The following is a 25,792-nucleotide window of genomic DNA, read 5'->3' as shown; positions in this document are numbered from 1 at the left end:
CTGAGTCATGCCGATCTGGGGGCAGACGCCCGACCACAGCCCCAAGTGGGTAGTGGTTGACCTGGAGACTTCCGGTTTTCAGCCAGGTCGGGCGCGTGTCATCAGTGTCGCGGCGTTGGCACTGGATGCCGACGGAAGCATCACCGACAGTGTGGTGAGTCTGCTGAATCCGGGTGTTGATCCGGGCCCCACGCATGTGCACGGCCTCACTCCGGAGATGCTGGAGGGACAGCCCGAGTTCGCCGATATCGTCCCTGACCTCATCGCGCTGCTGCGAGGCCGGACACTGGTCGCCCACAACGTCGGGTTCGACTATTCGTTCCTGGCGGCGGAGGCCGAACTGGCCGGTGCCGAGCTGCCCACCGACGCGGTGATGTGCACGGTTGAGCTGACCCGGCGTCTCGACCTCGATACGCCCAATCTGCGGCTGGAAACCCTCGCCGCGCATTGGGGCGTCGAGCAGCTCAAGGCCCATGACGCGTATGACGACGCTCGGGTACTGGCCGAGGTGCTGCCGAAGGTGCTTGACCGCGCGCGGGAACGGGGAACGTGGCTCCCTATCCGCGAGACCACCCGCAAGCGCTGGCCCAACGGCCGTGTGACACACGAGGAGCTGCGCTCCCTCAAGACCGTGGCGTCTCGTCAGCCGTGTCACTGGCTCAATCCCGGCCCGTTCGTCGCCGGTCAGCCGCTGGTGCAGGGCATGCGGGTGGCCTTGAGTTCCGAGGTCGCTCGCACGCATGAGGAGCTGGTCGAGCAGATCATGCAGGCCGGCCTCGCCTATGCCGACACGGTCGACGAAGACACCTCGGTGGTGATCTGTAACCAGCCAAATCCTGAGCAGGGTAAGGGATTTCATGCCCGGTCGCTCGGCGTGCCGCTGCTGGATGACGAGACGTTCATGACCGAGGTGCGGCGCGTTGTCGGCGGTACCGATGTCGAGCAGTTCACGGTTCCCAGCCGCGCCGGAGCGCAGTACTCACTGTTCTGATGCGCCGAATCCTCTGTGCGGTAATCGCGCTTGCGCTGCTCGTCAGCGGGTGTGGGACACACTCGGGCATTGCCGTCGCAGACCTGGACGCGCAGACGTCGGCCAAGCTCGACACCGCCATCAACGAGGTGCTCTCGAGCGCGGCGGTTCCCGGCGCGATCGTCGGGGTGTGGGGACCCAAGGGGCAGTATGTACGGGCATTCGGGCTCGCGAACACGACGACCCGCGCACCGATGCGTACCGATTTCTACCACCGAATCGGCAGTGTGACAAAGACCTTCACGGTTACCGCGGTGCTGCAGCTTGTCGATGAGGGCAAGGTGGGACTCGATGATCCGATTGCCAAGTATGTCGACAAGGTTCCGGGCGGCGACGAGATCACCCTGCGTCAGCTCGCCCGGATGCAGAGCGGACTGTTCAACTATTCGATGTCCTTGGTCTTCAACCGTGACCTGGAGGCCGATCCACGGCGCCGCTACAGCACCCAACAGCTGCTCGATTACGCCTTCGCGCAACCGCCCAATTTCCCTGCGGGCCAGGGCTACGAGTACAGCAACACCAACGCCGTGCTGTTGGGACAGGTGGTCGAGAAGGTCAGTGGGCAGAGTCTGCCGGCATTCGTGCGCGAGCACATCACCGAGCCACTCGGCTTGAAGCACACAAGTTTCCCCGACACCAGCACCATCCCCGATCCGCACGCGCAGGGATACACGCAGCTGACGCCGACCGGGCCGCTCATCGACAGCACGGATTGGAGTCCGTCGTGGGCGTCCTGGGCGGGCGCGATGATCTCGACGCTCGAGGACCTGCGGATCTGGGTGCCCGCGCTGGCAACGGGCAAGCTTCTGACACCGGCCACCCAGCAGCAGCGGTTGCAGACCGTGGCGATGCCGCCGGTTCCCGACGATATCCGTTACGGCCTAGGGATTTTCGATGCGCATGGATGGATCGGCCACAACGGCAGCATCCCCGGTTACCAGACGCTCGCCATCTACTCGCCCGCCGAACAGACCACCGTGGTGGCGCTGCTCAATACGGACGTGGCCAAGCAACCCGCGCAGCCCAGCACCTTGTTCGGTACCGCTATCACCAAGGTGATCAGTCCGGATCACGTCTTCCTGTTGGAGAACGCGATTCCACAGCCGCGCTGATTGGGTGTCAGGCGTAGGGCAGTAGCGCCATCTCGCGGGCGTTCTTGATCGCGGTGGCGACCTGGCGCTGCTGTTGCACGGTCAGGCCTGTGACCCGGCGGGCACGGATCTTGCCGCGCTCGGATATGAACAGGCGCAGGGTGTTGGTGTCTTTGTAGTCGACCTCTGAAAGACCCAATTTGGCAAAGAGATTGGGCTTGGGTTTGGTATCGACGACCTTGGCGCGACGATTGCGGGATGTCTTGGCGGCCATCACCAGCTCGCTTTCCGGACGCCGGGCAGCGACCCGTCGTGCACGAGTTCACGGACTCGCACGCGGGACAGTCCGAACTTGCGCAGATAACCACGGGGCCGGCCGTCCACCGCATCGCGGTTGCGCAGCCGCACCGCGCTGGCATCGCGCGGCTGGCGGGCCAGCTCGGCCTGTGCCGCTATGCGCTGCTCCTGGGTGCTCAATGGCTGCCGGATGATCTCCTTGAGCTCTGCGCGCCGCTCGGCATAGCGCTCGACGATGGCGCGGCGCTGCTCGTTCTTGGCGATCTTGGATTTCTTGGCCATCTCAGCGCTCCTCTCTGAATTCCACGTGCTTACGCACTACGGGGTCGTACTTGCGCAGCACCATCCGGTCCGGATCGTTGCGCCGGTTCTTGCGGGTGACATACGTGTACCCGGTGCCCGCGGTCGACCGCAGTTTCACAATGGGGCGGATCTCGTTGCGCGCCATCAGAACTTCCGTCCCTGCGCGCGCAGCCGTGCCACCACGGCCTCGATACCGTCTCGGTCGATCACCTTCATGCCCTTGGTGCTCACCCGGAGCTTGATGCGCCGGTCCTCCGAGGGCAGGTAGTACGTCTTGAGCTGGATATTGGGTGACCAGCGGCGACGGGTGCGGCGGTGTGAATGCGACACCGCGTTACCGAAGCCCGGCGACCGTCCGGTCACCTCGCAATGCGCGGACAACGGACCTCCATTCATGCCCATTTGATAATGGGAATCGTTTTCGACAAGTGTTGCTTGGGACTGTACCGTGAAGCTGTTGGTAATGAAAATCGTTTGCATTTAGGTGCAAAAGGGCTGAAAAAGGGAGAGTCATGCGCACGCCGGTGCTACTCGTGTCCGGACAGACCGATACCGACGCGGTCGTGGACGTGTTGGCGCGCGACCCGGGAACTGTCATCGTCACGCACCGATTCGACGGGCATATCGTCAAGCGGACTGTCGCGGGGATCCGGGGAACTGCGGAGTCCGTTCTGGAACTGGCTCACGGCTGCGTGTCCTGCACGGTCCGTGATGACCTGCTCGTTCTGCTGCGTAAGCTCCATCGCCGGGACGACGTCGGGCGGATTGTCCTGCACCTGGAGCCATGGCTGGAAGCCGATCCGATCTGCTGGGCGATCAACACCGTGCCCGTTCGTGTCGGACCGGGGTTCGTCGACGGACCGGCCGCCCGTGATGTCGAGATCGCCGGGGTGGTCAGTTGTGTGGACAGCCTGAACTGGTTGCAGCAAGCGCTCGGTGACGACGAACTCGAAGATGGCCGAACTGTCGCACAGGTAGTGATCGGACAGGCCGAGTTCGCCGACGTCCTTGTGGTTCGCAATCCAGAGCCCGAAGCGCTGTCGGTACTGCGGCGCTTGTCGCCACGGGCCCGTATCACTGCCCGCATCGGTCGCGTCGAGCAGGCCCTTGATCATCTGGAAGAGGACGCACGGTGCGGCCGGTCCGACAATCCGCATGGCGCTCTACTCGGCGGGCAGCCCTCGCTGGCCGTTGACGGTCGCATCGCACTGGTGGAGTTCAACGCGCGCAGGCCCTTCCATCCGGAACGATTGCATGCCGCGATTGATCTGTTGCTCGACGGAGTGATCCGTACCCGGGGCCGATTGTGGTTGGCCACGCAGGATGAACAGGCGATGTGGCTGGAGTCGGCGGGTGGTGGCCTCAGAGTTTCGGCGGCCGGGAAATGGCTGGCCGCAATGGATTCCGATGAGGTGCTGCGATCCGATCCGGAACGTCGGGCATTCGCCGACCTCATGTGGGACTATCGTTTCGGCGACCGTCACACCGCGATGACGGTGCTGGTATGCGGGGCCGACAGCGCCGAGGTGCTGGACGCATTGCGTGGGGCGCTGCTCACCGATGCCGAAATGGCAAGCCCCGCAAGGTGGCATGAATTCGACGATCCGTTCGGCGATTGGCATGAGGATCCGTGCGAACACGTGTCCGAGCTTGAGGCCTTCCTGTCCTACGGCGAGAACAACACAGAAGGGAACCACTGATGAAGCCCGGTATCCACCCCGATTATCACCCGGTCGTCTTCCAGGACACCACCACCGGAAAAATGTTCTTGACCCGCTCGACAGCGACGAGCACCCGCACCGTTGAGTTCGAGGGCCAGGAGTACCCGCTCATCACCGTTGAAGTGACGGCGGACTCGCACCCGTTCTGGACGGGCGATCGCCGGATCATGGATACCGCCGGCCAGGTCGAGAAGTTCCGCAGGCGCTACGGGACTCGTTAATCGAATCGAGAGCGAGCCTGGCGCGGAAAATTGGCTAAGAATCCCCGCCAGGCTCGCTCTCGATGTGAGGGCTAGGCGCGCGCCGCACGGTTGACGGCCGATACCACCGCGCGCAGTGAGGCGGTGGTGATCGACGGTGCGATACCGACACCCCACACGGTCTGTGCCTCGCCGCCGTGGGGGCCGACAACCATGGCTTCGACGTAGGCCGCGGCCTGCGCATCGTCACCGGCGCTCATGGCGTGCTCGGAGTAGTCCAAGACGTTGACGGTGTAGCCCACGCTCGACAGCGCATCGACGAAGGCGGCCAACGGCCCGTTGCCCGTACCGTGGACTTCAGTTTCCTTACCGTCGATCTTCACCACGGCGGCAATGGAATCCGTGCCGCCATCCTCCTCGGATGCGGTCACCTTCTGGCGAATCCGCTCCAGCGGAGTGATCGGCGCCAGGTACTCCTCGGCGAAGACGTCCCAGATCTCCTTCGGGTTCACCTCACCACCCTCGCCGTCGGTGATCCGCTGGATCGACTGCGCGAATTCGATCTGCAGACGGCGCGGCAGCACCAATCCGTGATCGGACTTCATGATGTAGGCGACGCCGCCCTTGCCGGATTGCGAGTTCACCCGGATCACGGCCTCGTAGTTGCGGCCGACGTCCTTGGGGTCGATGGGCAGGTATGGCACCTGCCACAGGATGTCGTCGACGTCGGAATCTGCCTCGTCCGCATCGCGTTTCATTTGATCCAGGCCCTTGTTGATGGCGTCCTGGTGGCTGCCGGAGAAGGCGGTGTAGACCAGATCGCCACCGTACGGGTGCCGCTCGGGAACCTTCAGCTGGTTGCAGTACTCGACCGTGTGCCGGATCTCGTCGATGTTGGAGAAATCGATCTGTGGGTCCACCCCGCGGCTGAACAGGTTCAGCCCCAGCGTCACCAGGCACACGTTTCCGGTGCGCTCGCCGTTGCCGAACAGACATCCCTCGATACGGTCGGCGCCTGCCTGGTAACCCAATTCTGCTGCGGCGACGGCGGTTCCACGATCGTTATGTGGGTGCAGGCTCAGGATCACCGAGTCGCGACGAGCCAGGTTGCGGCTCATCCACTCGATGGAGTCGGCGTACACATTGGGGGTTGTCATCTCAACCGTCGACGGCAGATTGAAGATGATCGGGTTGTCCGGTGTGGGCTCGATGATGTCGCCGACGGCGTTGCACACCTCCAGCGCGTACTGCAGCTCGGTGCCGGTGTACGACTCCGGGGAGTACTGGAAACGCCAATGCGTATCGGGGTATTTGGCCGCTTCCTCAACACACTTGCGGGCACCATCGGTGGCGATCTTCTGGATCGCGTCCTTCTCGCCCCGAAAAACCACGCGCCGCTGCAGGATCGACGTCGAGTTGTAGAAGTGCACGATCACCTTGGCGGCGCCCTCGCAGGCCAGGAAGGTGCGTTCGATCAGCTCCGGTCGGCACTGGGTCAGCACCTGGACGGTCACGTCATCGGGGATGGCGTTCTCGCTGATCAGCTCGCGGATGAAATCGAAATCGGTCTGGCTGGCCGAGGGAAACCCGACCTCGATTTCCTTGAAGCCCATCCGGATCTGCATATCGAACATCCGGCGCTTACGCGCGGGACTCATCGGGTCGATCAGGGCCTGGTTGCCGTCACGCAGGTCGACCGCCGCCCACTGTGGTGCGCGGGTGATCACCTTGTCGGGCCAGGTGCGGTCGGGCAGCTCGATCTTTTCGACCTCATCGGCGAATGAGCGGTACCGATGCACCGGCATCGAGCTGTTCTTCTGGGTGTTCCACGCCGGTTGGTCGGCGGGAATGGGTCCATTCGGGGTGACGATGCTGCGGGGGGTGTAGTTGAACTCGTCTGAAGAGAAGCTAGTCATGGGAAGGCTCCGGGAGTTTGAGGGGTATCTCGACCGGCACGCCAACAACCCGCGACAGGAAGCCGGTCTGGATTAGACCCTGTCGCGGCGTCGGAGGAGGAGCGCCCGCTGCATAGACGGGACTCTACCAGCCGCAAGAAGCCCGATCATCTGGCAAGCTCGCAGAGCATGTGGGTACGGCGGGGGATGGTGACGCTGCTGGTTCTGCTGGTGGTCACCGGTTGTGCGCGCACTGTCAGCGGACAGCCGCGGGGAGGAGAACCCGCGCCTGGCGCCGACTCCTTCTTTCACGGCGGCCAGCCCGACTATGGACAGAAGCTCAATGCCACCGAGAAGGTGACGCTGGCCTATGCGCGTGCGCTACGGCGGGTGGATCCCTGCGGATTCGCCGCCAGTCTCAAGGACTTCGGAGACCCGGGACAGGTCGTTGGCGACTTTCCGATGTGTTATGCCAGCGTGAAGGTCACAGGTGATCCCGGTCTCACCGAGGTCGCCTACGCGTACTCGATGCAGGACAAGCGGGACATCCCCGCGGCCTTCGTGGTGGGGTCTGTCCCGGTCTACGAGACCGGAGCAGATTGCGAGTACGAGGTACCGCTGGGCCTGGAGCGGCTGCCGGGGGCGCCCTCGAACCCCACGATGCAGGCCATGCTGTCGGTCAGTGCGTACCTGTACGGGTCGGATGAATACTCGGACCCGGACTGCCGGCTTGCCAAGCAGGTGATGACCGCGATCGCCAAGGAGCTGCCGTCGGGATTGCCGGCGCGTTCTGCGCTCAGCGCATATCCGATCAAACTTGCCGAACGCGATCCGTGCGAGATCCTCGGGGAGTATCCGGGAAAGGCGCAGAAGGTCTCCGTGGACCTGCTGGGCGATCCCTTCGGGTGTGATTTCTCGCTATCGGAAACCGATATCGAGTACACCGTGCAGCTGACGAGCAGCGTCGATGACTTCCCGGAGGAGTACACGAAATCGACCCGCGGCGGCGTGACGTATTTCCATAACGAGGATCCGAATCAGCTGACGGGGTGTCACGCGCTGGCGTTGGTGGGAGATCCGTTGTACCCCAAGGATGTCGGCGGCGGTGCGGCTAATACCGATGCTGACGCCTATTTTCCGGCCGTGGTCGCGAGCGCCTTCACGGAAGAAGGGCGGACCGATTGCGGGCAGATGCGGGAGATTTTGGACAAGGCGGTGCGACTATTCGCAAACTCCGCTCGATAGCGCTGGGCCTCGTCGCCGCACTGGCGATCGCGGGGTGTGCGAACGTGGTATCCGGTTCGGCAAAGGGGGGATCGCCCGCGCTCACGGGCGCGAGTCTGTTCGTCGGCGAGGTGGCCACATACGGTCAAACCTTCACGGAAACGCAGATGACCCTGTTGGCTTATCTGCGGGCGTTGCGACGGATCGATCCATGTGGTCTTTTGTTGATGCTCAAGGACATTGGCGCTCCGACCTACATTTCGGGAGATGTGGGTGGCTGTTTCGGTTCCATCAAGGTGACCGGCACGGCGTCCCCATCGAGTGTGGGTCTGTCACTGGTACTGGGTGACTATTCGCGGGAGCGGCCCGAATTCACGATCGGTGGCGCACCGGTGTTTCACACCGTGGGCACATGTCTGTACGAATTTCCGATCGCGTTGAACAAGCTTCCGAATGCGCCCGTGTTGAAGGGGACGCGGGTGCCGGCGCTGCGCGTTGTGGTCGTCGACGGTGCCAGGGGCGTGCCCGCACCGAATTGCAAGATGGCACAGCCAGTTATCGGTGTGCTGGCCACGCTGAACCCGGCCGATATGCCCGTGCGTGAGGCATTGAGCGCGTATCCGATCAAGATCGCGGAGCGGGATCCGTGCGAGATTCTCGATGAGTATCCGGGCCGGGTAGATGATCTGAGACCGTCCCTATTTGGCGACCCGTTCTCATGTCGATTCTCGTTGAAAGACAGCGATACTCAATTCGAATTCACCATCAGGACGGGCGTCGATCCGCCGTCGAGGCTGCACGAGGAAATTCGGGACGGTGTCGAGTACTTCCACGGTCAAGACGGCAGCATGTGCACCAGCATGGTGCGTCTGGGTAAGCCGTTGTACGCCCGCGACGTCCCGGGTGGTGCCATGCAGGAGAACAGCACCCCGGAGCGGATTTTCATCGAGGTGCTGAGCTTCTCGCTGAAGGCCGGGGACTGTGGATCTACCCGCGCGATGATCGACAAGGCGGTAGGGATCTTCCGGGGTTCGTTCGACTGAGGCGTGCACCGGGACACAATGACGTCATGGACAGCGCCGCGGTCATCGAGGGGCAGGTATCGGCTCTGCTACTGACAGGAGTTCTGTGATGCCCTACGTCGAATCGGCGCAGCGGACCAGGGAAGCGGTCGCGGCCGCGCGTGTGGTGCTGATGCATGAAGGGGTGGGCCGCACCACCATGCGCGCTGTCGCCGGGGAGGCGGGCATCCCATTGGGGACGCTCCAGTACGTCTTTCCGAGTAAGCAGGGCCTGCTCAAGGCGGTGATCGAGGATGTCGTGGAGGAGATCGCGGGAGTTCTGCGCGGTGTCTCGGAAACCGAAACCGGCCTGGAGAACGCGATCCGGCACGGCGTGCGGAATTTCTGGTCACAGCTGGTCGACGAGCATCGCGATCTGCAGCTGGTCCAGTACGAACTCGTCACCCATGCACTTCGGACACCAGGCCTGGAGGATCTCCCGGCCTGGCAGTACGAGCGTTACACCCAGGTCGTCGCCCACTGGTGCCAGGAGGCGGCGCGACGGGCCGGAGAGCGTTGTGCGGTGTCTTTCGAACGGTTGGCTCGGGTGCTTGTGGCCGGAATCGACGGCCTGATCCTGCAGCATGTCGTCAGCCCTGACCCGGCCCGTTCCACCGAAGACCTCGAATCGCTCAGTGAAATGCTCATTGCCCTCGCGGCGGTGACCGCTGCGTGATGCCCGTTGCTCCGATCCGGGGCCGCCGGGTGAGGCGCGCTAACCGCCGAAACTCTCGCCCCAGCGCTCGGTGAAGGCGATGTCGCTCAGCGCGGGGCGTTGCCGGGGGGCGTGATCGCGCTCGACGGTCGATTCGTCGGCACCGGCGTAATCCTCGAGAACAGGTCCGATCGCGACGACGGCGATGGGCCGCACGTTCTCGGGGATACCGAAGACGCCGGGTGCGTCGTCCGCCCGGAATCCGGCCATTGGATGGGTGTGGAGACCGTGCGAGCGCGCCTCGACCCCCAGCTGGGCAATCGCCAGTCCGGCATCGACCGCCGCGTAGACGGCGGTGTTGTCATCATCACCCAGGTCGGTGCTCACCAGCACGAGCGCTGCCGCAACTTTTGCGTAAGAGTTTCCCCGATTGAGCAGCTCGACCAGTGCCTCGTAGGTGGCGTCACCGCGCAGGCCCACGATGTATCGGACGGGGAAGCGCTTACCCCAACTGGCGGCCCACCGACCCGCTTCGAGCAGGGCTGTCAGGGTCTCGGGAGCCAGGTTTGCACCGGGATCGAAATGCCGCGGACTCCAGCGCGAGGCGATCAGCGGCTGGATCGGAACCGAGGTGATGGCGGTACGTTCGGTCGGGTTGCCCATACGGGCCAGGTTATCGAGTTGTCGTAACCCCTTATCCTGATGACTGGATCTCTCCCGACCCTGGCCGAACAGCAGGAAGGTATGCCGTGGCGCTCGTCGTCCAAAAGTACGGCGGATCGTCGGTCGCAACGGCCGAACGCATCCGCAGGGTGGCCGAACGCATCGTCGAGACGAAGAAGAACGGCAACGACGTCGTCGTTGTGGTCTCGGCCATGGGTGACACCACCGACGAGCTGCTTGACCTGGCTCAACAGGTCTGCCCGGCACCGCCGCCCCGTGAGCTGGACATGCTCCTGACGGCCGGTGAGCGGATGTCCAACGCCCTGGTCGCGATGGCCATTCACTCGCTGGGGGCCTCGGCGCGCTCGTTCACGGGATCGCAGGCCGGTGTCATCACCACCGGCAGGCACGGCAGCGCCAAGATCATCGACGTCACTCCCGGCCGGTTGCGCTCCGCCCTGGACGAGGGCCAGGTGGTGCTGGTCGCCGGATTCCAGGGTGTGAGTCAGGACAGCAAGGACGTCACCACGTTGGGACGCGGTGGCTCTGATACCACCGCCGTCGCGCTGGCCGCCGCGCTGAAAGCCGACGTCTGCGAGATCTACACCGACGTCGACGGGGTCTTCACCGCCGATCCGCGGATCGTGCCGAATGCGGCCCGGCTGGACAAGGTCAGTTTCGAGGAAATGCTGGAGATGGCGGCAGCCGGAGCAAAGGTGCTCATGCTGCGCTGCGTGGAATACGCCCGGCGATACAACGTTCCGGTTCACGTGCGCTCGTCGTATACCGACAAGCCAGGCACGATCGTCAGCGGATCAATGGAGGACATTCCTGTGGAAGAAGCGATTCTCACCGGTGTCGCACACGATCGTGGTGAGGCCAAGGTCACTGTCGTCGGGATTCCCGACGTACCCGGATACGCCGCCAAGGTCTTTCGTGCCGTGGCCGATGCCGAGATCAACATCGACATGGTGCTGCAGAACATCTCCAAGGTCGAGGACGGCAAGACCGACATCACCTTCACCTGCCCCAAGGAGAATGGGCCCACCGCGGTCGAGAAGCTGGACTCGCTGAAGAACGAGATCGGGTTCTCGCAGGTGCTCTACGACGATCACATCGGCAAGGTGTCGCTGGTGGGTGCGGGTATGCGCAGCCACCCGGGTGTCACTGCCGGCTTCTGTGAGGCGCTGGCCAAGGCCGGGGTCAACATCGAACTCATCTCGACGTCGGAGATCCGGATCTCGGTGCTGGTCAAGGACGATGAGCTCGACACCGCTGTCAAGGCCATCCACGACGCCTTCGAACTCGGTAGCGAAGAGGAAGCCACCGTGTACGGAGGAACCGGGCGATGACCTCCATTGGTGTTGTCGGCGCGACCGGCCAGGTCGGGGCCGTCATGCGAAAGCTATTGGAAGAGCGTGACTTTCCGGCGTCATCGGTGCGGTTCTTCGCGTCTGCCCGCTCCGAGGGCAAGAAGCTGACGTTCCGCGGCCAGGAGATCGAGGTCGAGAACACCGAGACCGCGGATCCTTCTGGATTGGATATCGCGCTGTTCTCCGCCGGGGCCACCATGTCCCGGGTGCAGGCACCACGGTTCGCCGAGGCAGGCGTCACCGTCATCGACAACTCGTCGGCCTGGCGCAAGGACCCGGACGTTCCGTTGGTGGTTTCGGAGGTGAACTTCGATCGCGACGTGCGTGGCGTGAAGCTGCCGAAAGGCATTATCGCCAACCCGAACTGCACCACCATGGCTGCGATGCCGGTGCTCAAGGTGTTGCACGACGAGGCGGGCCTCGCCCGGCTGATCGTGTCGACCTACCAGGCGGTGTCGGGCAGTGGCCTGGCCGGCGTGGAAGAGTTGGCCACTCAGGTACGCGCCGGTATCGCCGATGGTGAGCAACTGGTGCACGACGGCTCTGCCGTCAGCTTCCCGGAACCGGTGAAATATGTTGCACCCATTGCCTTCAACGTGATCCCGCTGGCCGGCTCGCTGGTCGACGACGGCTCCGGTGAGACCGATGAAGACCAGAAGCTGCGTCATGAGAGTCGCAAGATCCTTGGCATACCAGAGCTTTTGGTGAGCGGTACGTGTGTGCGGGTTCCGGTCTTCACCGGACACTCGCTCTCGATCAATGCCGAGTTCGAGCGTGAGCTGACGGCCGCGCGTGCCGCTGAGCTGCTTGGCGCGGCGGCGGGCGTCACCCTGGCCGACGTACCCACGCCGCTGGCCGCGGCGGGTGCCGACGAATCCCTGGTGGGCCGGATCCGTCAGGATCCGGGCGTTCCGGGTAATCGCGGTCTGGCGCTGTTCATTTCTGGAGACAACCTCCGGAAGGGTGCCGCGCTGAATACGATTCAGATCGCCGAACTGCTCGTCGCGAGCTGACTCACAGGAACTTCACGGGTTTTCCCTGGGCAATGGTCAGTCCGTTCGGCCATGCTCGGGGCATGACAACTCCAGACAATCCCGATACACCAACGAATCCGGTGTCTGTTCCGCAGGCACCCGCGCCCGCGCCGCGTTCGGCGAGTAACACCTTGCTGGTGAAGATCGCCGCCGTTGTCGGCATCGTCGCGGGTGCATTCGTGATCCTCGGCGTCACCTTCGGTCTCGGCGTGCTGGCCGGCTCGCAGTGCGGGCATGGTGGGCACGGCGGTCCTGGTGGCCCCGGTGAGCACGGCCGGCACATGATGTTCCAGCGGGACGGTCAGCCTCCGATGCTTCCCCCCGGTGGGCCGGTCATCATCGAGCGCGGTCCTGCGTTCATCCCGCCGCAGCCGCCCGAGCGTCAGGACCGGCGCGACCAGCCGCCGCCGCCCGCGCCCTCCACGCCACCCGCACCCTCCGCGCCGCGCCCCTGACCCCGGTCCATCGCGATCCGACTGCCCGGCGCCACTGGCTACCCTGTCCTGGGATGGTTAGTGGCGCCTTGGCGCCGGATGGGAGATGAGGCGTGCGGCGCATCAGGGGCAGCACGGTCCTGCTGACCGCGCTCCTGACGTTCACAAGCCTGCAATTGCCCTGCTTCCCAGCCGCATTCGCTGACCCGCTGCAGCCCGCGTCGCTGCCTGCGCTGGACCCCGGTGAGGTGGTGCGTGTTGGGCCGGTCGCGGGAACGGGCACCGCGACCTCCGACTACAACCTGGGCGCGACCGATCTGTGCGAGTTCATGGTTTTCACCGGCGGGATGCTGCAGATCTGTGGTGACAGCTTCGCAGGGCAGGGCGTGGGATACGGCGGCTGGTACTCGCCGGTGGCGCTACGCGTCGACACGGAAACAGTGCCGAACGCATCCGGTGTGCGTCACTCCGGTGTGCTGGGCACCGACCGCCCACTTTTGGAAGACCCGACGCCGCCGGGATTCTCGCAACTTCCCTCGGGCGTCATCGACATCAACGGCACTAACTGGCTGTTCATCGCCGTCACCAAGAACTTGGTTCCGCAGTCGACACGGTTGGTGAAGCCTGACCCCTTCCGTGCCGGATGGCCGACCGTGCCCGGATCGGTACGACCCGGTGATTACGCGAATGGCCAGCAGACTCAGATCAGCGGCTATTACGACCCGCTATGGACCCCTGAGTCGCCGAAGGGGTGGGTGTACATCGTCAGCGACGGATTCGATCGTTCGCGACCCGTGGTTCTGTACCGGGCCAAGCCGGACACGTTCACCGACCGCGCGACGTGGCAGGGGTGGGGCGCCGATGCTCGCGGCAGATGGACCTGGGGTGCCGCCGTGACGCCGTTGTGGGATGACCACCTGGGCGAGCTGAGCATGAAGATGGTCGACGGACAGGCGGTGCTGTCTTACTTCAACCAGACCACGGGCAACGTCGAGGTGCGGGTTGCCGACAACCCCACGCGGCTCGGCGCGGTACCGGCGACCACGGTGGTGAACGCCGGGGCTTGGCCCGAGGTCGCCGACGAGCTGCCCGAGTCGTGGGACAACACCTTGGCTCAGCCGTATGGCGGATATATCGGGCCGGACTCCACGCTTGATCGGCTCAGCATTTACGTCAGCCAGTGGAACACCGATTCGCGCGACCATGCCCCCTATCGGGTGATCGAATTCGCGGTGAACCCGTTGCGGGCCGGTGTGGGCTAACTAACATTCGCTTGTTACCAGGGTTATCGACGCGTCTATGGCGGCTGGTTAGGATAGTTGCCGATGATTGCTAGCGGAACCTTGATCGACATCGCCGCCGATGAGTGGATAACCGGCGGGCAGGGTTCGCGTACCTTCGAATCTGTGGACGCTGAGGAGCTGGCAACCCGCGCAAGCGAGGCCCTGGCGTCTGGAGACGACAGCGAGGCGTTGCGTCTCGCCAATGATGCGCTGGAGCTGGAGCACAAGAATTCCCGGGCCTGGCGCATTCTGGCGTACTGCCTCGGCAGCATGGGGCGGCACTTCGATGCGATTGATTGCGCACTCTCTGCCGTGCGATACGGCGGCCATGACGCCATCAACCACTACGCCCACGCGTGGGCGCTCAAGGGTGCCAGCAAACCAAATGAAGCCCTCGCGGCGGTCGATGAGGCCCTCGATATCGAGTCCGGATTCGCCGATGCGCTCGCACTGCGCGCGGTGATCCGCAATGAGCTGGGCGACCGGGCGGGGGCCATCGAGGACATGCGCAGGGCGCGGGCGCTCTAGCCCTCCAGCGGGTGCCGCTTGAGGAACTCGTCGATGAGGGCGTTGACCTCGTCGGGGCGTTCCAATGCGGCCAGATGTCCGGTGTTCTCCATGATCACGAACTCGGCGCCGGGGATCGCTTCGGCCATCAGCTCGGTCTCGGCGACGGGAAAGGTGGGATCCTCGCGCCCGGCGACAACCAGGATCGGTGTACCGATGCGCCCGAACAGCTCGCGTTGGTCGGGCCGTGCCGGAACGACGCTGTTGACCGCCCAATAGACCGAGTCGACGTTGAGATCGCGCAGTTCGGCGCGGATCGCCTGTTCTACCTGGGGGCGCTCGCGCATGATGGTGGGGCCGACAAAGGCCTTCACCGCTCGGGTGGTGAGTGGTTCGCGGAATTTTCCCAGCAGCCGGACTATCTCGGTGAGCAGCCGAAACTCGACGGTCTGACGCATGTTCGCGCGCGAGGCGGTGGCGTTCATCAAGACGGACGCTCCGGCACGGCCGGGATGCAGTGCCGCGAAGGTTCCCCCGATCATTCCGCCCCAGGAATTGCCCACGAGGTGTGCGCGCTCGATGCCGAGGGTGTCGAGGATTTGTTCGATGCTGTGTGCGCAGTCTTCGAATCGGAACATTCGGTGCAAGGCCTGGCTGTCACCATGGCCGGGCGGGTCGACGAGGATCACGGTGTAGCGGTCGGCGAAGTATCGGGCCTGTTCGGCCCACATGGACCCGGTCATCAGCAGGCTGGGCCAGAAGAGGATGGCGGGCCCGTTACCGCCGACCCGCACATGCAGGCCGCCGAGGCAGCTCTGGACGTACCGGTCCTGCAATGCGGCACCGCTCATGCGCAGCAGGCTAGCGGTTGTGGGCGGTTGACAGGGAAGATCTGCAGAATGTGGACATGATTGCTGCCCGGTTCCTGCCGCCAGTGCTGCTCATCTGCTCAAACATCTTCATGACCTTTGCCTGGTACGGGCATCTGAAATTCAAGGATCACCCGTTGTGGGTGGTGGTCCTCGTCAGCTGGTTCATCGCATTCTTCGAGTACTGCCTGGCAGTTCCCGCGAATCGTCTTGGCAGTGAGGTGTATTCGGGCGCCGAGCTCAAGGCGATGCAAGAGGTCATCACGCTAACGGTGTTTCTCGGTTTCGCGGTGTGGTACCTGGGGGAGAAGCTCACCCTGAATCACCTGGTGGGGTTCGTATTGATCGCCGCCGGGGCCTACTTCGTATTCAACGGCCCGTTCGGATAGAGACACCATTTCTTGACTCATTCCAGAAAAGGCGCATACTGGTGAGGTGACCGCAGTACAGCCCCCCGCCCCAGCCGCTGCATTGCGCAGGGCGGGACTGCGTGTCACGGCTCCGCGCGTCGCGGTTCTGAACGCGATTGCGGCGCATCCACATTCAACCGCAGATGTCATCGCGATGGTGGTGCGTGCCGATCTTGGGAAGGTGTCCACACAGGCCGTCTATGACGTGCTCAAGGCCTGTGTGAGTGCCGGGCTGGTGCGACGTATCGAACCGGCTGGTTCCGCGGCGCTCTTTGAGACGCGTATCGGCGACAACCATCACCATCTGGTCTGTCGCCGTTGCGGTGCCGTCACCGATGTGGACTGCACCGTCGGGCATGCGCCGTGCCTGGAGCCGTCACATACCGCGGGGTTCGTGGTCGACGAGGCCGAAATCGTGTTCTGGGGCCTGTGCCCCGAATGTCAGCCCAATTAATCAGGTTTCGAGGAGGTTTTCATGTCCATCCGTACAACCACGAACACCGGTATCGCAGTGGAGAGCGACGACGAGTCGTTGACCGCGGGCATCCAGGGCCCGGTTCTGTTGCATGACCACTATCTGATCGAAAAGCTTGCGCAGTTCAACCGGGAACGCGTTCCCGAGCGCATCGTGCACGCCAAGGGTGCCGGCGCGTACGGAGAGCTCGTCGTCACCGCGGACGTCTCGAAGTACACCAAGGCCAAGCTGTTTCAGCCGGGTGCGAAAACAGCGTCACTGGTGCGCTTTTCGACGGTGGCAGGCGAACAGGGAAGTCCCGATACCTGGCGTGACCCGCGTGGTTTCGCCATCAAGTTCTATACCGAGGACGGCAATTACGACCTGGTCGGTAACAACACCCCCGTCTTCTTCATTCGCGATGCCATCAAGTTCCCGGACTTCATCCGCTCGCAGAAGCGGTTGCCGGGATCAGGATTGCGGGACCACAACATGCAGTGGGATTTTTGGACGCTGCGTCCCGAGACGGCACACCAGGTCACCTGGTTGATGGGTGATCGCGGGATCCCGAAGAACTACCGCCACATGAACGGATACGGCTCGCACACCTATCAGTGGGTCAATGCAGAGGGGGAGCGTTTCTGGGTGAAGTACCACTTCCGGACCGATCAGGGCCAGGATTTCCTGACCCAGCAGGAAGCGGATGCACTCGCCGGGTCCGACGCCGACGCGCATCGTCGCGATCTGTGGGATGCGATCGAGCAAGGCAATTTTCCGAGCTGGACCCTCCATGTGCAGATCATGCCGGTGGCCGAGGCACCGGGATACCGGTTCAATCCGTTCGATCTGACCAAGGTTTGGTCCAAGAAGGACTACCCCTTGATCGAGGTCGGCAAGTGGACGCTCAATCGCAACCCGGGGAACTACTTCGTCGACATCGAGCAGGCTGCCTTCGAACCATCGAATATCGTTCCGGGAATAGGCTTCTCACCCGACAAGATGCTGCTCGGCCGGGTGTTTGCCTACGCCGACGCACATCGGTACCGGATCGGCACCAACTATGCGCAGTTGCCGCCCAACGAGGCGCGGGCCGCGACCGTGAATTCCTACTCCAAGGAGGGCGCGATGCGGTATCACTTCAATGATCCCGAGGTTCCGGTGTACGCCCCCAACTCTTTCGGGGGTCCGCATGCCGATCCGCAGGCAGCGGGCGACCTGGGGGTGTGGGATTTCGACGGCACCGCCGTGCGTGCCGGGTATGTCCAGCACGCCGAGGACGACGACTTCGTCCAAGCCGGAACCTTGGTCCGTGAGGTGCTGGACGACGAACAGCGCGCGCGGCTGGCGAGCAACATCGTGGGCCATGTGCTGGGCGGCGTCAGTGAACCCGTGCTGTCCCGAGTGTTCGAATACTGGAAGAACGTAGATCCGGAGCTGGGCAAGGCCGTCGAAGAGGGTGTTCGCGCCGGTCTCGACGCGCAGTAGGGGAGTTCTTGGATGGCGCCGGTTCTCTTCAAGGGGGCCGGCGCCATCCGTATGCTCGTCGTATGTCCAATGAGGCCGTCTACACCGCAGAAGCCACGTCGACCGGGGGAGGCCGTGACGGGCATGTGCGCTCGTCGGATGGCCGGATAGATCTAGACACCCGAATTCCAAAAGCAATGGGCGGCAACGGCGAAGGCACCAATCCTGAGCAGTTGTTCGCGGCCGGGTACTCGGCGTGTTTCTTGAGCGCACTCAATCTGGTGGCGCGTATCGCGAAGGTGCAGCTCGACCCCGCGACATCGATCACCGCGAAGGTGGGAATCTCCAAGACCCCGGAGGGCGGATTCGATCTGTCGGCCGAGCTGGATGGGTACCTGCCCGGGCTGTCCCAGGAGGTCGCCGATGACCTGTTGGAGCAGGCGCATGAGGTATGCCCGTACTCCAACGCGACCCGCGGCAACATCGAGGTGACGGTAAAGGCGCGGGTCTGATGCGCGGGTTCGTCGTCGCGGGGGTATCGGCGCTGGCCTTGGTGTTCGCGCCGGCGGCCCAGGCGGTTGGTCCGGATGCCGTCGTGCTCAAGCCCAAGGTGGTGAATTCGATCGTCGGCACCGAACTTCCCGTCACCCGGACTGTCGAATCTCCGACGGCCGGCTACCAGGTGAGCGAACCGAGTTGTCTGAGCTTCGTCGATGTGGGGCTGGACGAGGTGTTCAACGGTAACGGCGAATTGGCCGAGTATCGCGGGCAGACGTCACAGAAATCGGATTCGGACACAACGTATTCCGTGAAGCAGGCGGTGGGGGTTTTTCAGCGCCCGATCGCCGCGGTGGATCCGGTTGTCGCGCTGTTGTTCATGGACAACTGCTACGGCGTACCTCTGGATGTGACCGATGGGCAGGGTGCGCGGGAAACGTGGACCATCACCAAGGGCAAGTCGGGAGACACCACGGCCAGCTGGTCGATGGCCAGCGCCACCGGGACTACTTGCTACGTGCAGATGCGTGCGAAGCGCGAGGTGTTATTGCAGGTGAAGGCGTGTGTACCGAAGAATGGCGAGAACATCGCCGCGGCCCTCGCCGATGCCATGGAGGGACGGGCATGACCATCAAGATCGCCTCGGCCGTGACTGCTGCGACGGTGGTCGCGCTTGCGCTGGCCCCCGTTGCGGGAGCTCGTCCATCCGATCCGGGCGTCGTGAACTATGCGGTGCTCGCGCGCGGATCGGTGAGCAATGTCCTGGGGGCGCAGCTCGGGTCGCATAGTGAGTTCACCCAGCCGTTCCAGGCGTTCTCGGTGGATATCCCCGAATGCAACAACTGGTCGGATATTGGGCTCGATGAGGTGTACGCCGATCCGGATCTGGCCTCGTTCCGGGGTGCGACGACGCAAGACTCGGCCACGGATGCAACGCATTTGGTCAAGCAGTCGATCGGGGTGTTCGCCAACGACGATGCCGCTGACCGCGCATTCCATCGAGTGGTGGACCGCACTCAAGGATGCTCCGGTCAGACGGCCACCTTGCTCCTGAATGACGGCCGACGCGAGGTGTGGACATTCACCGGACCCGCGGCCGGTGCCGCCGACGCCGCGTGGATGAAGGAGGAGGCCGGTCTCGACCGTCGCTGCTTCAACCAGACCCGCAGGCGCGAGAATGTGTTGCTTCAGGCCAAGGTCTGCCAGCCGGGGAACGGCAGCCTTGCGGTGAACGTGCTGGCCAACACGATGCAAAACGGCCTGGGCCAGTAGGGGTAGGTGTGGGGGGATTGCTTCTTTTTCTGGGGCTTATCGTCGTCCCGTTTTTGTTGTGGTCGATATTTGATCCGAAGAGCCAGTGGCAGGTGCTGTCTTCCTGGAAATACCGGAACCCCGAAGCCAACGAGCCCAGCGAGGCTGCCTACGCGATGACGCGGATCGGCGGTGTTGTGGGTCTGGTCGTGCTGGTGGTGGTTGGGTACAAGTTGGTGCAGGCCGACCGGAAGTATCGAGATCTGATGCCGCCGGCCAGCTCTGCGTCGATCACAAGCGCGCTGGATAGTTGAGTGTGCGGATCGTGTCGACATCCGGCCGGAAAACGACACGATCCACACACTCGATTGGTCCTTACACCGACGCGGCGGCCTCATTGAGTTCGTTGAGCGTGTTGGTGGCCTCCAGGTACTCCTTGACCCAACGCTCGATGACCGCGGCCGACTTCTCCACCTTGGTGAACTGGCCGACGACCTGGCCGATCGGGTTGAAGGCGACGTCGATGGTCTGATCCGGGAACTTGTGAGTGGCTGCCACCGCCATCCCGGAAACCATGTACTGCAAGGGCATTCCCAGCGGTTCGGGATTGCCCTCGGTCTGCCAGGCCTCGGTCCAATCGTTCTTGAGCATCCGGCACGGCTTGCCCGTGAAGGACCGGCTCCGCACGGTGTCGCGGCTGGTGGCCTTGACGTAGGTGTCCTGTTGCACCGCGGTGTTCTCGGCCTCCTCGACCATGAGCCACTGCGAGCCGCTCCATGCGCCCTGCGCACCCATGGCCAGCGCTGCGGCGATCTGGTAGCCGCTGCCGATACCCCCGGCGGCCAGCACGGGCACCGGTGCGATCTCCTTGACCACCTGGGGCCACAGCACGATCGAGCCGACCTCACCGCAGTGGCCGCCACCCTCGCCGCCCTGGGCGATGACGATGTCCACCCCGGCGTCGGCATGCTTGCGGGCCTGCTTGGGCGAACCGCACAACGCCGCGACCTTGCGGCCGGCGTCGTGGATGTGCTTGATCATGTCGGGCGGCGGGGTGCCGAGCGCGTTGGCGATGAGCGTCATCTTGGGATGGCGCAGCGCGATCTCCACCTGGGGGGTCGCGGTGGCTTCGGTCCAGCCCAGCAGTTGCAGGGCGTTGTCATTGCCCTCTTCGACGGGTACTCCGTGGTCGGCCAGCAGCTTGCGACCGAAATCCAGATGCTCCTGCGGAACCATCGACTGAAGCATCTTGGTGAGGTCTTCGGCCGACATGTTCGCGTCCATGCCCTCGTACTTGTTGGGGATGACGATGTCGACGCCATAGGGATGGTCACCGATGTGCTCGTCGATCCAGTTCAGTTCGATTTCGAGCTGTTCGGGGGTGAATCCGACGGCGCCCAGCACGCCGAAGCCACCGGCCTTGCTCACCGCGACGACGACGTCCCGGCAGTGGGTGAAGGCGAAAATCGGGAACTCGATACCGAGTTCGTCGCAGATCGGGGTGTGCATGACTTCTCCTTGGGTGATGGGAAGAGGGGCAGGCGGATGGCGGGATGGGGTCCCGGCAGCGGACTAGTAGGAGGGTCTAAAAACTGGAACGTGTTCTAGTTTAGAACAGGTCCTGCACGCCCGTCCGGCGGCTTCCCTACACTCACGCTGACCTAATCGCACGAGCCGGGAGTAGCCAGCGCATGTTTCCGCATATGGGAGTGCCGGACGCGGCCAATACCGCCTGGGTTCTGACGAGTGCCGCGCTGGTGCTCCTGATGACCCCGGCGCTGGCCTTCTTCTATGGCGGCATGGTGCGCGCCAAGAGCGTCCTCAACATGATGATGATGTGCTTCTCGGCCGTTGCCGTGGTGTGGGTGCTCTGGGTGGCCTTTGGGTACTCGATGGCGTTCGGTACCGACATCGGTGGCGGACTCCTCGGCGATCCGTTCCAGTTCGCCGGATTGCAGCATCTGTTCGAGGGCGACTACAAGGCCCCCTCGGTGCCGCTGTGGGGCCCGACCAACATTCCGGCGCTGGTGTTCGTCATGTTCCAGGCGGGGTTCGCCATGGTGACGGTGGCGCTCATCGCGGGTGCGGTTGCCGACCGGATGCGCTTCCTGCCGTGGATCGCGTTCACGGCACTGTGGGCAACTCTGGTGTACTTCCCGGTGGCGCACTGGGTATTCGCGGTTGAGGGCACCACTGCCGACAAGAGCGGATGGCTCGCGAACCTGGGCGTCCTCGACTTCGCGGGTGGTACGGCCGTGGAGATCAATTCGGGTGCTGCCGGATTGGCGCTGGCCATCGTTCTTGGCAAGCGGCGCGGATGGCCGCGCGAGGCCATGCGCCCCCACAACCTGCCTGCCGTCATGCTCGGTGCCGGGCTGCTGTGGTTCGGCTGGTTCGGATTCAACGCCGGTTCGGCGTTGGCCGCCGATGGCACCGCCGCGATCGTCATCGCCAACACGCTGGGTGCGGGCGCCATGTCGATGGCAGCCTGGCTGCTGGTTGAAAAGGTCCGGCACGGCAAGCCCACCTCATTCGGTGCGGCCTCGGGCGTCGTCGCGGGTTTGGTGGCCATCACGCCTTCGTGTGCCGCGGTCACGCCCATCGGCGCGCTGGTGATCGGCGCGGTGGCCGGTGCGGTGAGCTCTCTTGCCATCGAACTCAAATACCGCCTGGGATATGACGATTCGCTCGACGTGGTAGGTGTGCACCTGGTGGGTGGCGTGGTCGGTACGTTGATGATCGGTGTTGTCGGCAGTGCCGCGGCCCCCGCCGGCGTCAATGGGCTGCTGTACGGCGGCGGGTTGCATCAGTTCTGGCTGCAGCTCGTGGGGGTGGCAGCGGTGCTCGCCTACTCGGTTGCGGTCACCGGGGTCATCGGGCTGGGCCTGCGCCATTCCATGGGCATTCGGTCGCATCCGCAGCACGAGTCCGATGGTCTCGACGACGCCGAGCATGCGGAGTCGGCCTACGAGCTGGCCACCACCCGCGGTGGTGGGCTCATCAACCCGGGGCTCTGAATCTGCCGATCCCGGGTAGAAACCGTCCGACCCGGGATCCGTAGTCGCGGTAGGTCTTGCCGTGTGTCGCGAGTAGATACGGCTCTTCGACCACCCGCACCTGCAGTTCGATCGAGGCGGCGAGCAACACGAAACCGCTGAGGGCCAACAGGTTCGGGGTCATGAGGACCGACCCGGCCGCGAAGGTCAGCATTGCGGTGAAGATCGGGTTGCGCACCCAGCCGAAAACGCCGCTGCTCACCAACGTGGTGGTCTCGCGGGTGTCGACGCCGACCCGCCACGATTCGCCCATGGTCTGCTGAGCCCCGACCGTAGCGACGATTCCCGTTGCCGCCAGTGCGATTCCCGCGACTTGAAGGGATCGATGATCCAGTGCGGGAAGGGGCGCGATGAGTCCCGCCAGCTGCAGGATGGGTGCGAACAGGGCGGCGATTATCGCGGCGATGAATCCCACCCCCGCGAACCATTCGCGTGACCCGGGGCGTCCGTGGAATCCGCGGACGCCGGTGGAGCCGGTGGCTCGCCACTGTCGGTAGCTCTTCCAGCCCAGCCCGGCGGCGATGAAGACCAGATAGACGACGAGCGCTGCCACGGCCATGAACTTCCCTCCATTAATGCATACATTCGCATGGAACAATATTTCGAGAGGAGTGTCAATAACCCAGGGGGTCATTCCCGCTGCTCGTCTAGGCTCCTGCGGTTATGAGGTCTGTTCTGGGGGTGGCGTCGGTTCTTTGTGTGCTGGCGATGGCGGCGTCGTCGGGCACCGCCTCGGCGAATCCTGACGAGTTACCGGTGCTGGTGGACGCGCTCCCCGGTCTGATGCTTGAGCCCGGGGACGTGAGTCCCGTCATGGGGTCCGGCATGTCTGTATCCGGAGATTGGGCCGGGCTGGTGTCGGATCGGACCGACAGACCCGAATGCGGCAGTGTGGTTTTGGCGTCGGCAGCCAGTTACGAATCCTCCAATTACTTGTCTGGGCGGTACCGGTCATTGACGGACGGGCCGAGCTGGACGCGCTTGGTGGACCAGAGCATGGTGATCTTTCCCGAGTGGTCGGATGCGACGAACTTCGCGCTCGGTGAGGCGGATCGCTGGCGGGCCTGCGAAAACCAGCGGGTCACTTCGCTCCTGCCGCAACCTGACGGAAGCACGCGTCGTGAATGGGTGCAGCTTCGCAAGATCGTCCAGGTGCAGGAGGTTCTGGTGGTCGGGTACGCGTGGCCGACGGATTACGGCGGAGCCATGTACTGCCAGCACGCGCTCGCGCCACTACGGAACGTGGCTATCGACGTGCGGGTTTGTGGTCAACGCGACGGGAACCGTGCACTCGACCTCATCCAGGCCCTGCTGCCGCGGGTGGCTCAGGCGTAGGAACGCTCAAAGATGCTGTGACAAAACCTCTCTCGGGTAGCCTCGATGCGTGCCCGACAGAGATGGCCTCATCGTCTGCGGCGAGACGCTGGTCGACGTGGTGCCCGCGGCCGACGGATTGTGGCGCTCGGTACCGGGCGGTGGTCCGTACAACACCGCGATCGCCGCCGCCCGGCTTGGCACGCGAACCGCTCTTCTCACGCAGGTTTCTCACGACGTCTTCGGGCGCCGGTGCATCGACAACCTGACCGCGGCGGGTGTCGACGAGTCGTTGGTGATACGCCGTGACGTCCCTACGACATTGGCCATCGCGGAAATCGACGAGCTGGGTGTCGCCCAGTACCGGTTCTATTGGCAGGGAACCACCAATGATGTTGCTCCACCATCGCTTCCTGTTGCGGCGCTCGCGCCGGTGGCGGTATGGGCGGGCTCGATCGCCAGCGTCCTCTGGCCAGGGCGCGAGGCGCTGCGGGCCTGGATAGTCGAGCACTATTCGGACGCTCCACTCATTTTCGATGTGAATGTGCGCCCAACGCTCCTGGGCGACCGCCAGACGTATATCGAGCGCATCACTTCGTGGCTGGCTCTCGCGGAGGTGGCGCGGGCCAGCACCGAAGACCTCCAGTTCCTGTACCCGGGCGTATCGATCGCGGGTGTGGTGGGCCGCTGGTTCGATGATTATCCCCGCATCCGGATCGCGTTGATCACCTGCGGTGCGGCGGGCTCGCTGGCCTTCCGGCGGGGCGAATCCTCGCCGCTGCGCATCCCCGCCCACCAGGTCAGCGTTGTGGACACCGTCGGCGCCGGTGACACCTACACCGGGACCTTTCTCGATGGGTTCTATCAGCGCCGGCTCGATCTGCCCGAGGCGTTGCGCCGGGCAGCGGTGGCATCGGCGCTCACCTGCACCCGACCCGGCGCGCAACCACCGGATGCCGCTGAGCTGGCCAACGAGCTGCGCCGCATCGGGTCCTAGAGTTCAATACACAAGAATCGGGGGCCGAGGCCAGGGGGTGAGCATGCGATCAGTGGTGGGGGCACTGGTGGCGGTACTCGGCGTCCTGCACCCGGCTGTCGCAGCCGCCGAACCATCGCCCCATGTGCCGCCTTCGGCGATCGACCGCCTGATGCTCACCCAGCGAGAGGCCGAACGGGTGATGGGCGTGGCTCTGCCCAATGTCCAGCGGCAAAGTGCCACCTTCGCATTGGACACCGATCGCCCGGACTGCGGAAGTGTGGTGTTGGCTTCGGTGTCGAGCTATGACAGGTCCCCTTACGTGGCCGCGCATTCCCAGGCACTCTGGGATCACGCCGGCTGGTTCACCCTGGTCGATCAGAGCGTGGCCGTCTTCGGCACCGATGCGGAGGCCCGCGACTTCGCGCACAGCGAGGCCGATCGCTGGCGGGCGTGTGAGCATCAGACCATCAACGTCTCCGAGCTGGCCATCGACGGCACCACTCTGGTGGCGACGGTGGATATTCGGGATGTCACGCAGGTCGACAACCTGCTCGCGGTCGGCTATTCACGGAACGATTCGGCGTATGCGTCATGTCAGCATGTGCTTCTCAGCGAGCGCAACGTCACCATTGATATCCGAACGTGCTCAACGGTTTCCAAGAGTGACGGTGAGCGGGCATTCGAATTGATGAAGATCGTCGGTCCACGAGTGTGGGAGGCATAAGT

The 25,792-nt window shown here is 64.0% G+C and carries 31 protein-coding genes and 1 pseudogene; 23 read left to right on the top strand and 9 right to left on the bottom strand.

Going from position 1 to position 25,792, the window contains the following annotated elements; genetic code table 11:
* Positions 1–7: 7 nt before the first annotated feature.
* Positions 8–991, top strand: a complete 984-nt coding sequence (locus AOT87_RS11490; protein ID WP_057969012.1) for a DEDDh family exonuclease — start codon at positions 8–10, stop codon at positions 989–991.
* Positions 991–2,142 carry a serine hydrolase domain-containing protein gene (locus tag AOT87_RS11485; RefSeq protein ID WP_057969011.1) on the top strand — a complete coding sequence of 384 codons (1,152 nt, stop codon included), beginning with the start codon at positions 991–993 and terminating at the stop codon, positions 2,140–2,142. Before AOT87_RS11490 ends, AOT87_RS11485 begins: the two co-directional genes overlap by 1 nt.
* A gap of 7 nt (positions 2,143–2,149) precedes the next feature.
* Here the strand turns inward: AOT87_RS11485 and rpsR are convergent, their stop codons facing one another.
* Genes rpsR through rpmB form a run of 4 tightly spaced genes read right to left on the bottom strand, consistent with a single transcriptional unit; the run spans position 2,150 to position 3,102 of the window.
* Positions 2,150–2,395: a 30S ribosomal protein S18 gene (rpsR, locus tag AOT87_RS11480; RefSeq protein ID WP_030095994.1), complete on the bottom strand. Its 246-nt coding sequence runs from the start codon at positions 2,393–2,395 to the stop codon at positions 2,150–2,152.
* Positions 2,395–2,700, bottom strand: a complete 306-nt coding sequence (rpsN, locus tag AOT87_RS11475) for a 30S ribosomal protein S14 (RefSeq protein ID WP_030095993.1) — start codon at positions 2,698–2,700, stop codon at positions 2,395–2,397. The genes rpsR and rpsN overlap by 1 nt, the downstream gene beginning before the upstream one ends.
* Before the next feature lies 1 nt (position 2,701).
* Positions 2,702–2,866: a 50S ribosomal protein L33 gene (gene rpmG / locus AOT87_RS11470; RefSeq protein ID WP_030095992.1), complete on the bottom strand. Its 165-nt coding sequence runs from the start codon at positions 2,864–2,866 to the stop codon at positions 2,702–2,704.
* Positions 2,866–3,102 (bottom strand): 50S ribosomal protein L28, encoded by a 237-nt coding sequence (rpmB, locus tag AOT87_RS11465; RefSeq protein WP_030095991.1) that lies wholly within the window; start codon positions 3,100–3,102, stop codon positions 2,866–2,868. Before rpmB ends, rpmG begins: the two co-directional genes overlap by 1 nt.
* A 131-nt stretch (positions 3,103–3,233) precedes the next feature.
* On the opposite strand from rpmB, the gene AOT87_RS11460 reads away from it, so the two are divergent.
* Both AOT87_RS11460 and AOT87_RS11455 read left to right on the top strand, forming a co-directional pair.
* Positions 3,234–4,421 carry a GTP-binding protein gene (locus AOT87_RS11460; RefSeq protein ID WP_057969010.1) on the top strand — a complete coding sequence of 396 codons (1,188 nt, stop codon included), beginning with the start codon at positions 3,234–3,236 and terminating at the stop codon, positions 4,419–4,421.
* Positions 4,421–4,663: a type B 50S ribosomal protein L31 gene (locus tag AOT87_RS11455; RefSeq protein ID WP_030095989.1), complete on the top strand. Its 243-nt coding sequence runs from the start codon at positions 4,421–4,423 to the stop codon at positions 4,661–4,663. Before AOT87_RS11460 ends, AOT87_RS11455 begins: the two co-directional genes overlap by 1 nt.
* 71 nt (positions 4,664–4,734) lie before the next feature.
* Here AOT87_RS11455 and leuA read toward each other — a convergent pair whose 3' ends face one another.
* Positions 4,735–6,558, bottom strand: coding sequence for a 2-isopropylmalate synthase (gene leuA, locus AOT87_RS11450; RefSeq protein ID WP_057963558.1), 1,824 nt, complete (start codon positions 6,556–6,558; stop codon positions 4,735–4,737).
* Positions 6,559–6,744: 186 nt separating this feature from the next.
* Between leuA and AOT87_RS11445 the strand changes: the two genes are divergently transcribed.
* The 3 genes from AOT87_RS11445 to AOT87_RS11435 all read left to right on the top strand — a co-directional run bounded on the left by AOT87_RS11445 (position 6,745) and on the right by AOT87_RS11435 (position 9,498).
* Entirely contained in the window at positions 6,745–7,782 is a 1,038-nt protein-coding gene (locus tag AOT87_RS11445; RefSeq protein WP_057969009.1) for a hypothetical protein, read from the top strand.
* A gap of 146 nt (positions 7,783–7,928) precedes the next feature.
* Positions 7,929–8,804 (top strand): hypothetical protein, encoded by an 876-nt coding sequence (locus AOT87_RS11440; protein WP_057969017.1) that lies wholly within the window; start codon positions 7,929–7,931, stop codon positions 8,802–8,804.
* 88 nt (positions 8,805–8,892) lie between these two features.
* Entirely contained in the window at positions 8,893–9,498 is a 606-nt protein-coding gene (locus AOT87_RS11435) for a TetR/AcrR family transcriptional regulator (protein WP_057969008.1), read from the top strand.
* Positions 9,499–9,537: 39 nt separating this feature from the next.
* On the opposite strand, the gene AOT87_RS11430 is transcribed toward AOT87_RS11435, so the two are convergent.
* Positions 9,538–10,140 (bottom strand): nitroreductase family protein, encoded by a 603-nt coding sequence (locus AOT87_RS11430; RefSeq protein ID WP_057963562.1) that lies wholly within the window; start codon positions 10,138–10,140, stop codon positions 9,538–9,540.
* An 86-nt stretch (positions 10,141–10,226) separates the two neighbouring features.
* Here AOT87_RS11430 and AOT87_RS11425 point away from each other — a divergent pair, with 86 nt between their 5' ends.
* The 5 genes from AOT87_RS11425 to AOT87_RS11400 all read left to right on the top strand — a co-directional run bounded on the left by AOT87_RS11425 (position 10,227) and on the right by AOT87_RS11400 (position 14,792).
* A complete protein-coding gene (locus AOT87_RS11425) occupies positions 10,227–11,492 on the top strand; it encodes an aspartate kinase (protein WP_057969007.1) in 1,266 nt (421 codons plus the stop codon).
* Positions 11,489–12,526: an aspartate-semialdehyde dehydrogenase gene (locus AOT87_RS11420; protein WP_057969006.1), complete on the top strand. Its 1,038-nt coding sequence runs from the start codon at positions 11,489–11,491 to the stop codon at positions 12,524–12,526. The genes AOT87_RS11425 and AOT87_RS11420 overlap by 4 nt, the downstream gene beginning before the upstream one ends.
* Positions 12,527–12,588: 62 nt before the next feature.
* Complete coding sequence (locus AOT87_RS11410) at positions 12,589–13,002, top strand: hypothetical protein (RefSeq protein WP_131727312.1); 414 nt, start codon at positions 12,589–12,591, stop codon at positions 13,000–13,002.
* A 155-nt stretch (positions 13,003–13,157) separates the two neighbouring features.
* The gene (locus AOT87_RS11405) at positions 13,158–14,243 is read left to right on the top strand and encodes a DUF4185 domain-containing protein (RefSeq protein WP_324613086.1); all 1,086 of its coding nucleotides are present in this window, start codon (positions 13,158–13,160) and stop codon (positions 14,241–14,243) included.
* Between the two features lie 63 nt (positions 14,244–14,306).
* Complete coding sequence (locus tag AOT87_RS11400; protein WP_057969003.1) at positions 14,307–14,792, top strand: hypothetical protein; 486 nt, start codon at positions 14,307–14,309, stop codon at positions 14,790–14,792.
* Here the strand turns inward: AOT87_RS11400 and AOT87_RS11395 are convergent.
* Positions 14,789–15,622, bottom strand: a complete 834-nt coding sequence (locus tag AOT87_RS11395; RefSeq protein ID WP_057969002.1) for an alpha/beta fold hydrolase — start codon at positions 15,620–15,622, stop codon at positions 14,789–14,791. The genes AOT87_RS11400 and AOT87_RS11395 overlap by 4 nt on opposite strands.
* A gap of 56 nt (positions 15,623–15,678) precedes the next feature.
* Between AOT87_RS11395 and AOT87_RS11390 the strand changes: the two genes are divergently transcribed.
* The 7 genes and pseudogenes from AOT87_RS11390 to AOT87_RS11360 all read left to right on the top strand — a co-directional run bounded on the left by AOT87_RS11390 (position 15,679) and on the right by AOT87_RS11360 (position 20,118).
* Positions 15,679–16,029 (top strand): DMT family protein, encoded by a 351-nt coding sequence (locus AOT87_RS11390; protein ID WP_030095976.1) that lies wholly within the window; start codon positions 15,679–15,681, stop codon positions 16,027–16,029.
* 46 nt (positions 16,030–16,075) lie between these two features.
* Positions 16,076–16,504: a Fur family transcriptional regulator gene (locus AOT87_RS11385; RefSeq protein ID WP_030095975.1), complete on the top strand. Its 429-nt coding sequence runs from the start codon at positions 16,076–16,078 to the stop codon at positions 16,502–16,504.
* 21 nt (positions 16,505–16,525) lie between these two features.
* Positions 16,526–17,989: a catalase gene (locus AOT87_RS11380; RefSeq protein WP_057969001.1), complete on the top strand. Its 1,464-nt coding sequence runs from the start codon at positions 16,526–16,528 to the stop codon at positions 17,987–17,989.
* A 62-nt stretch (positions 17,990–18,051) separates the two neighbouring features.
* Positions 18,052–18,480, top strand: coding sequence for an organic hydroperoxide resistance protein (locus AOT87_RS11375; protein WP_030095973.1), 429 nt, complete (start codon positions 18,052–18,054; stop codon positions 18,478–18,480).
* Entirely contained in the window at positions 18,480–19,094 is a 615-nt protein-coding gene (locus tag AOT87_RS11370) for a sensor domain-containing protein (protein ID WP_057969000.1), read from the top strand. Before AOT87_RS11375 ends, AOT87_RS11370 begins: the two co-directional genes overlap by 1 nt.
* Positions 19,091–19,738 carry a sensor domain-containing protein gene (locus tag AOT87_RS11365; protein ID WP_057968999.1) on the top strand — a complete coding sequence of 216 codons (648 nt, stop codon included), beginning with the start codon at positions 19,091–19,093 and terminating at the stop codon, positions 19,736–19,738. Before AOT87_RS11370 ends, AOT87_RS11365 begins: the two co-directional genes overlap by 4 nt.
* Positions 19,739–19,746: 8 nt before the next feature.
* Positions 19,747–20,118: pseudogene (locus tag AOT87_RS11360) on the top strand (DUF6199 family natural product biosynthesis protein).
* On the opposite strand, the gene AOT87_RS11355 reads toward AOT87_RS11360, so the two are convergent.
* Positions 20,093–21,226 (bottom strand): nitronate monooxygenase family protein, encoded by a 1,134-nt coding sequence (locus AOT87_RS11355; protein ID WP_057968998.1) that lies wholly within the window; start codon positions 21,224–21,226, stop codon positions 20,093–20,095. The pseudogene AOT87_RS11360 and the gene AOT87_RS11355 overlap by 26 nt on opposite strands.
* A gap of 182 nt (positions 21,227–21,408) precedes the next feature.
* Between AOT87_RS11355 and AOT87_RS11350 the strand changes: the two genes are divergently transcribed.
* Complete coding sequence (locus AOT87_RS11350) at positions 21,409–22,734, top strand: ammonium transporter (protein ID WP_030095969.1); 1,326 nt, start codon at positions 21,409–21,411, stop codon at positions 22,732–22,734.
* Here the strand turns inward: AOT87_RS11350 and AOT87_RS11345 are convergent.
* A complete protein-coding gene (locus tag AOT87_RS11345; protein ID WP_057968997.1) occupies positions 22,718–23,332 on the bottom strand; it encodes an isoprenylcysteine carboxylmethyltransferase family protein in 615 nt (204 codons plus the stop codon). The two genes, AOT87_RS11350 and AOT87_RS11345, sit on opposite strands and share 17 nt — an antisense overlap.
* 122 nt (positions 23,333–23,454) lie before the next feature.
* Between AOT87_RS11345 and AOT87_RS11340 the strand changes: the two genes are divergently transcribed.
* From AOT87_RS11340 to AOT87_RS11330, 3 genes are read left to right on the top strand one after another with little or no spacing between them, the layout of a single operon-like run.
* Positions 23,455–24,108 (top strand): sensor domain-containing protein, encoded by a 654-nt coding sequence (locus AOT87_RS11340; RefSeq protein WP_030095967.1) that lies wholly within the window; start codon positions 23,455–23,457, stop codon positions 24,106–24,108.
* A gap of 49 nt (positions 24,109–24,157) precedes the next feature.
* Positions 24,158–25,084 (top strand): carbohydrate kinase, encoded by a 927-nt coding sequence (locus AOT87_RS11335; protein WP_057968996.1) that lies wholly within the window; start codon positions 24,158–24,160, stop codon positions 25,082–25,084.
* Positions 25,085–25,127: 43 nt separating this feature from the next.
* A complete protein-coding gene (locus tag AOT87_RS11330) occupies positions 25,128–25,790 on the top strand; it encodes a sensor domain-containing protein (RefSeq protein WP_057963585.1) in 663 nt (220 codons plus the stop codon).
* Positions 25,791–25,792: the final 2 nt, after the last annotated feature.

Source organism: Mycobacteroides sp. H003 (genome assembly GCF_001440135.1).
Classification (GTDB): domain Bacteria; phylum Actinomycetota; class Actinomycetes; order Mycobacteriales; family Mycobacteriaceae; genus Mycobacterium; species Mycobacterium gwanakae.
Note: the sequence above shows the minus strand (reverse complement) of the source record. Positions and strands in the feature narration are given on the sequence as shown.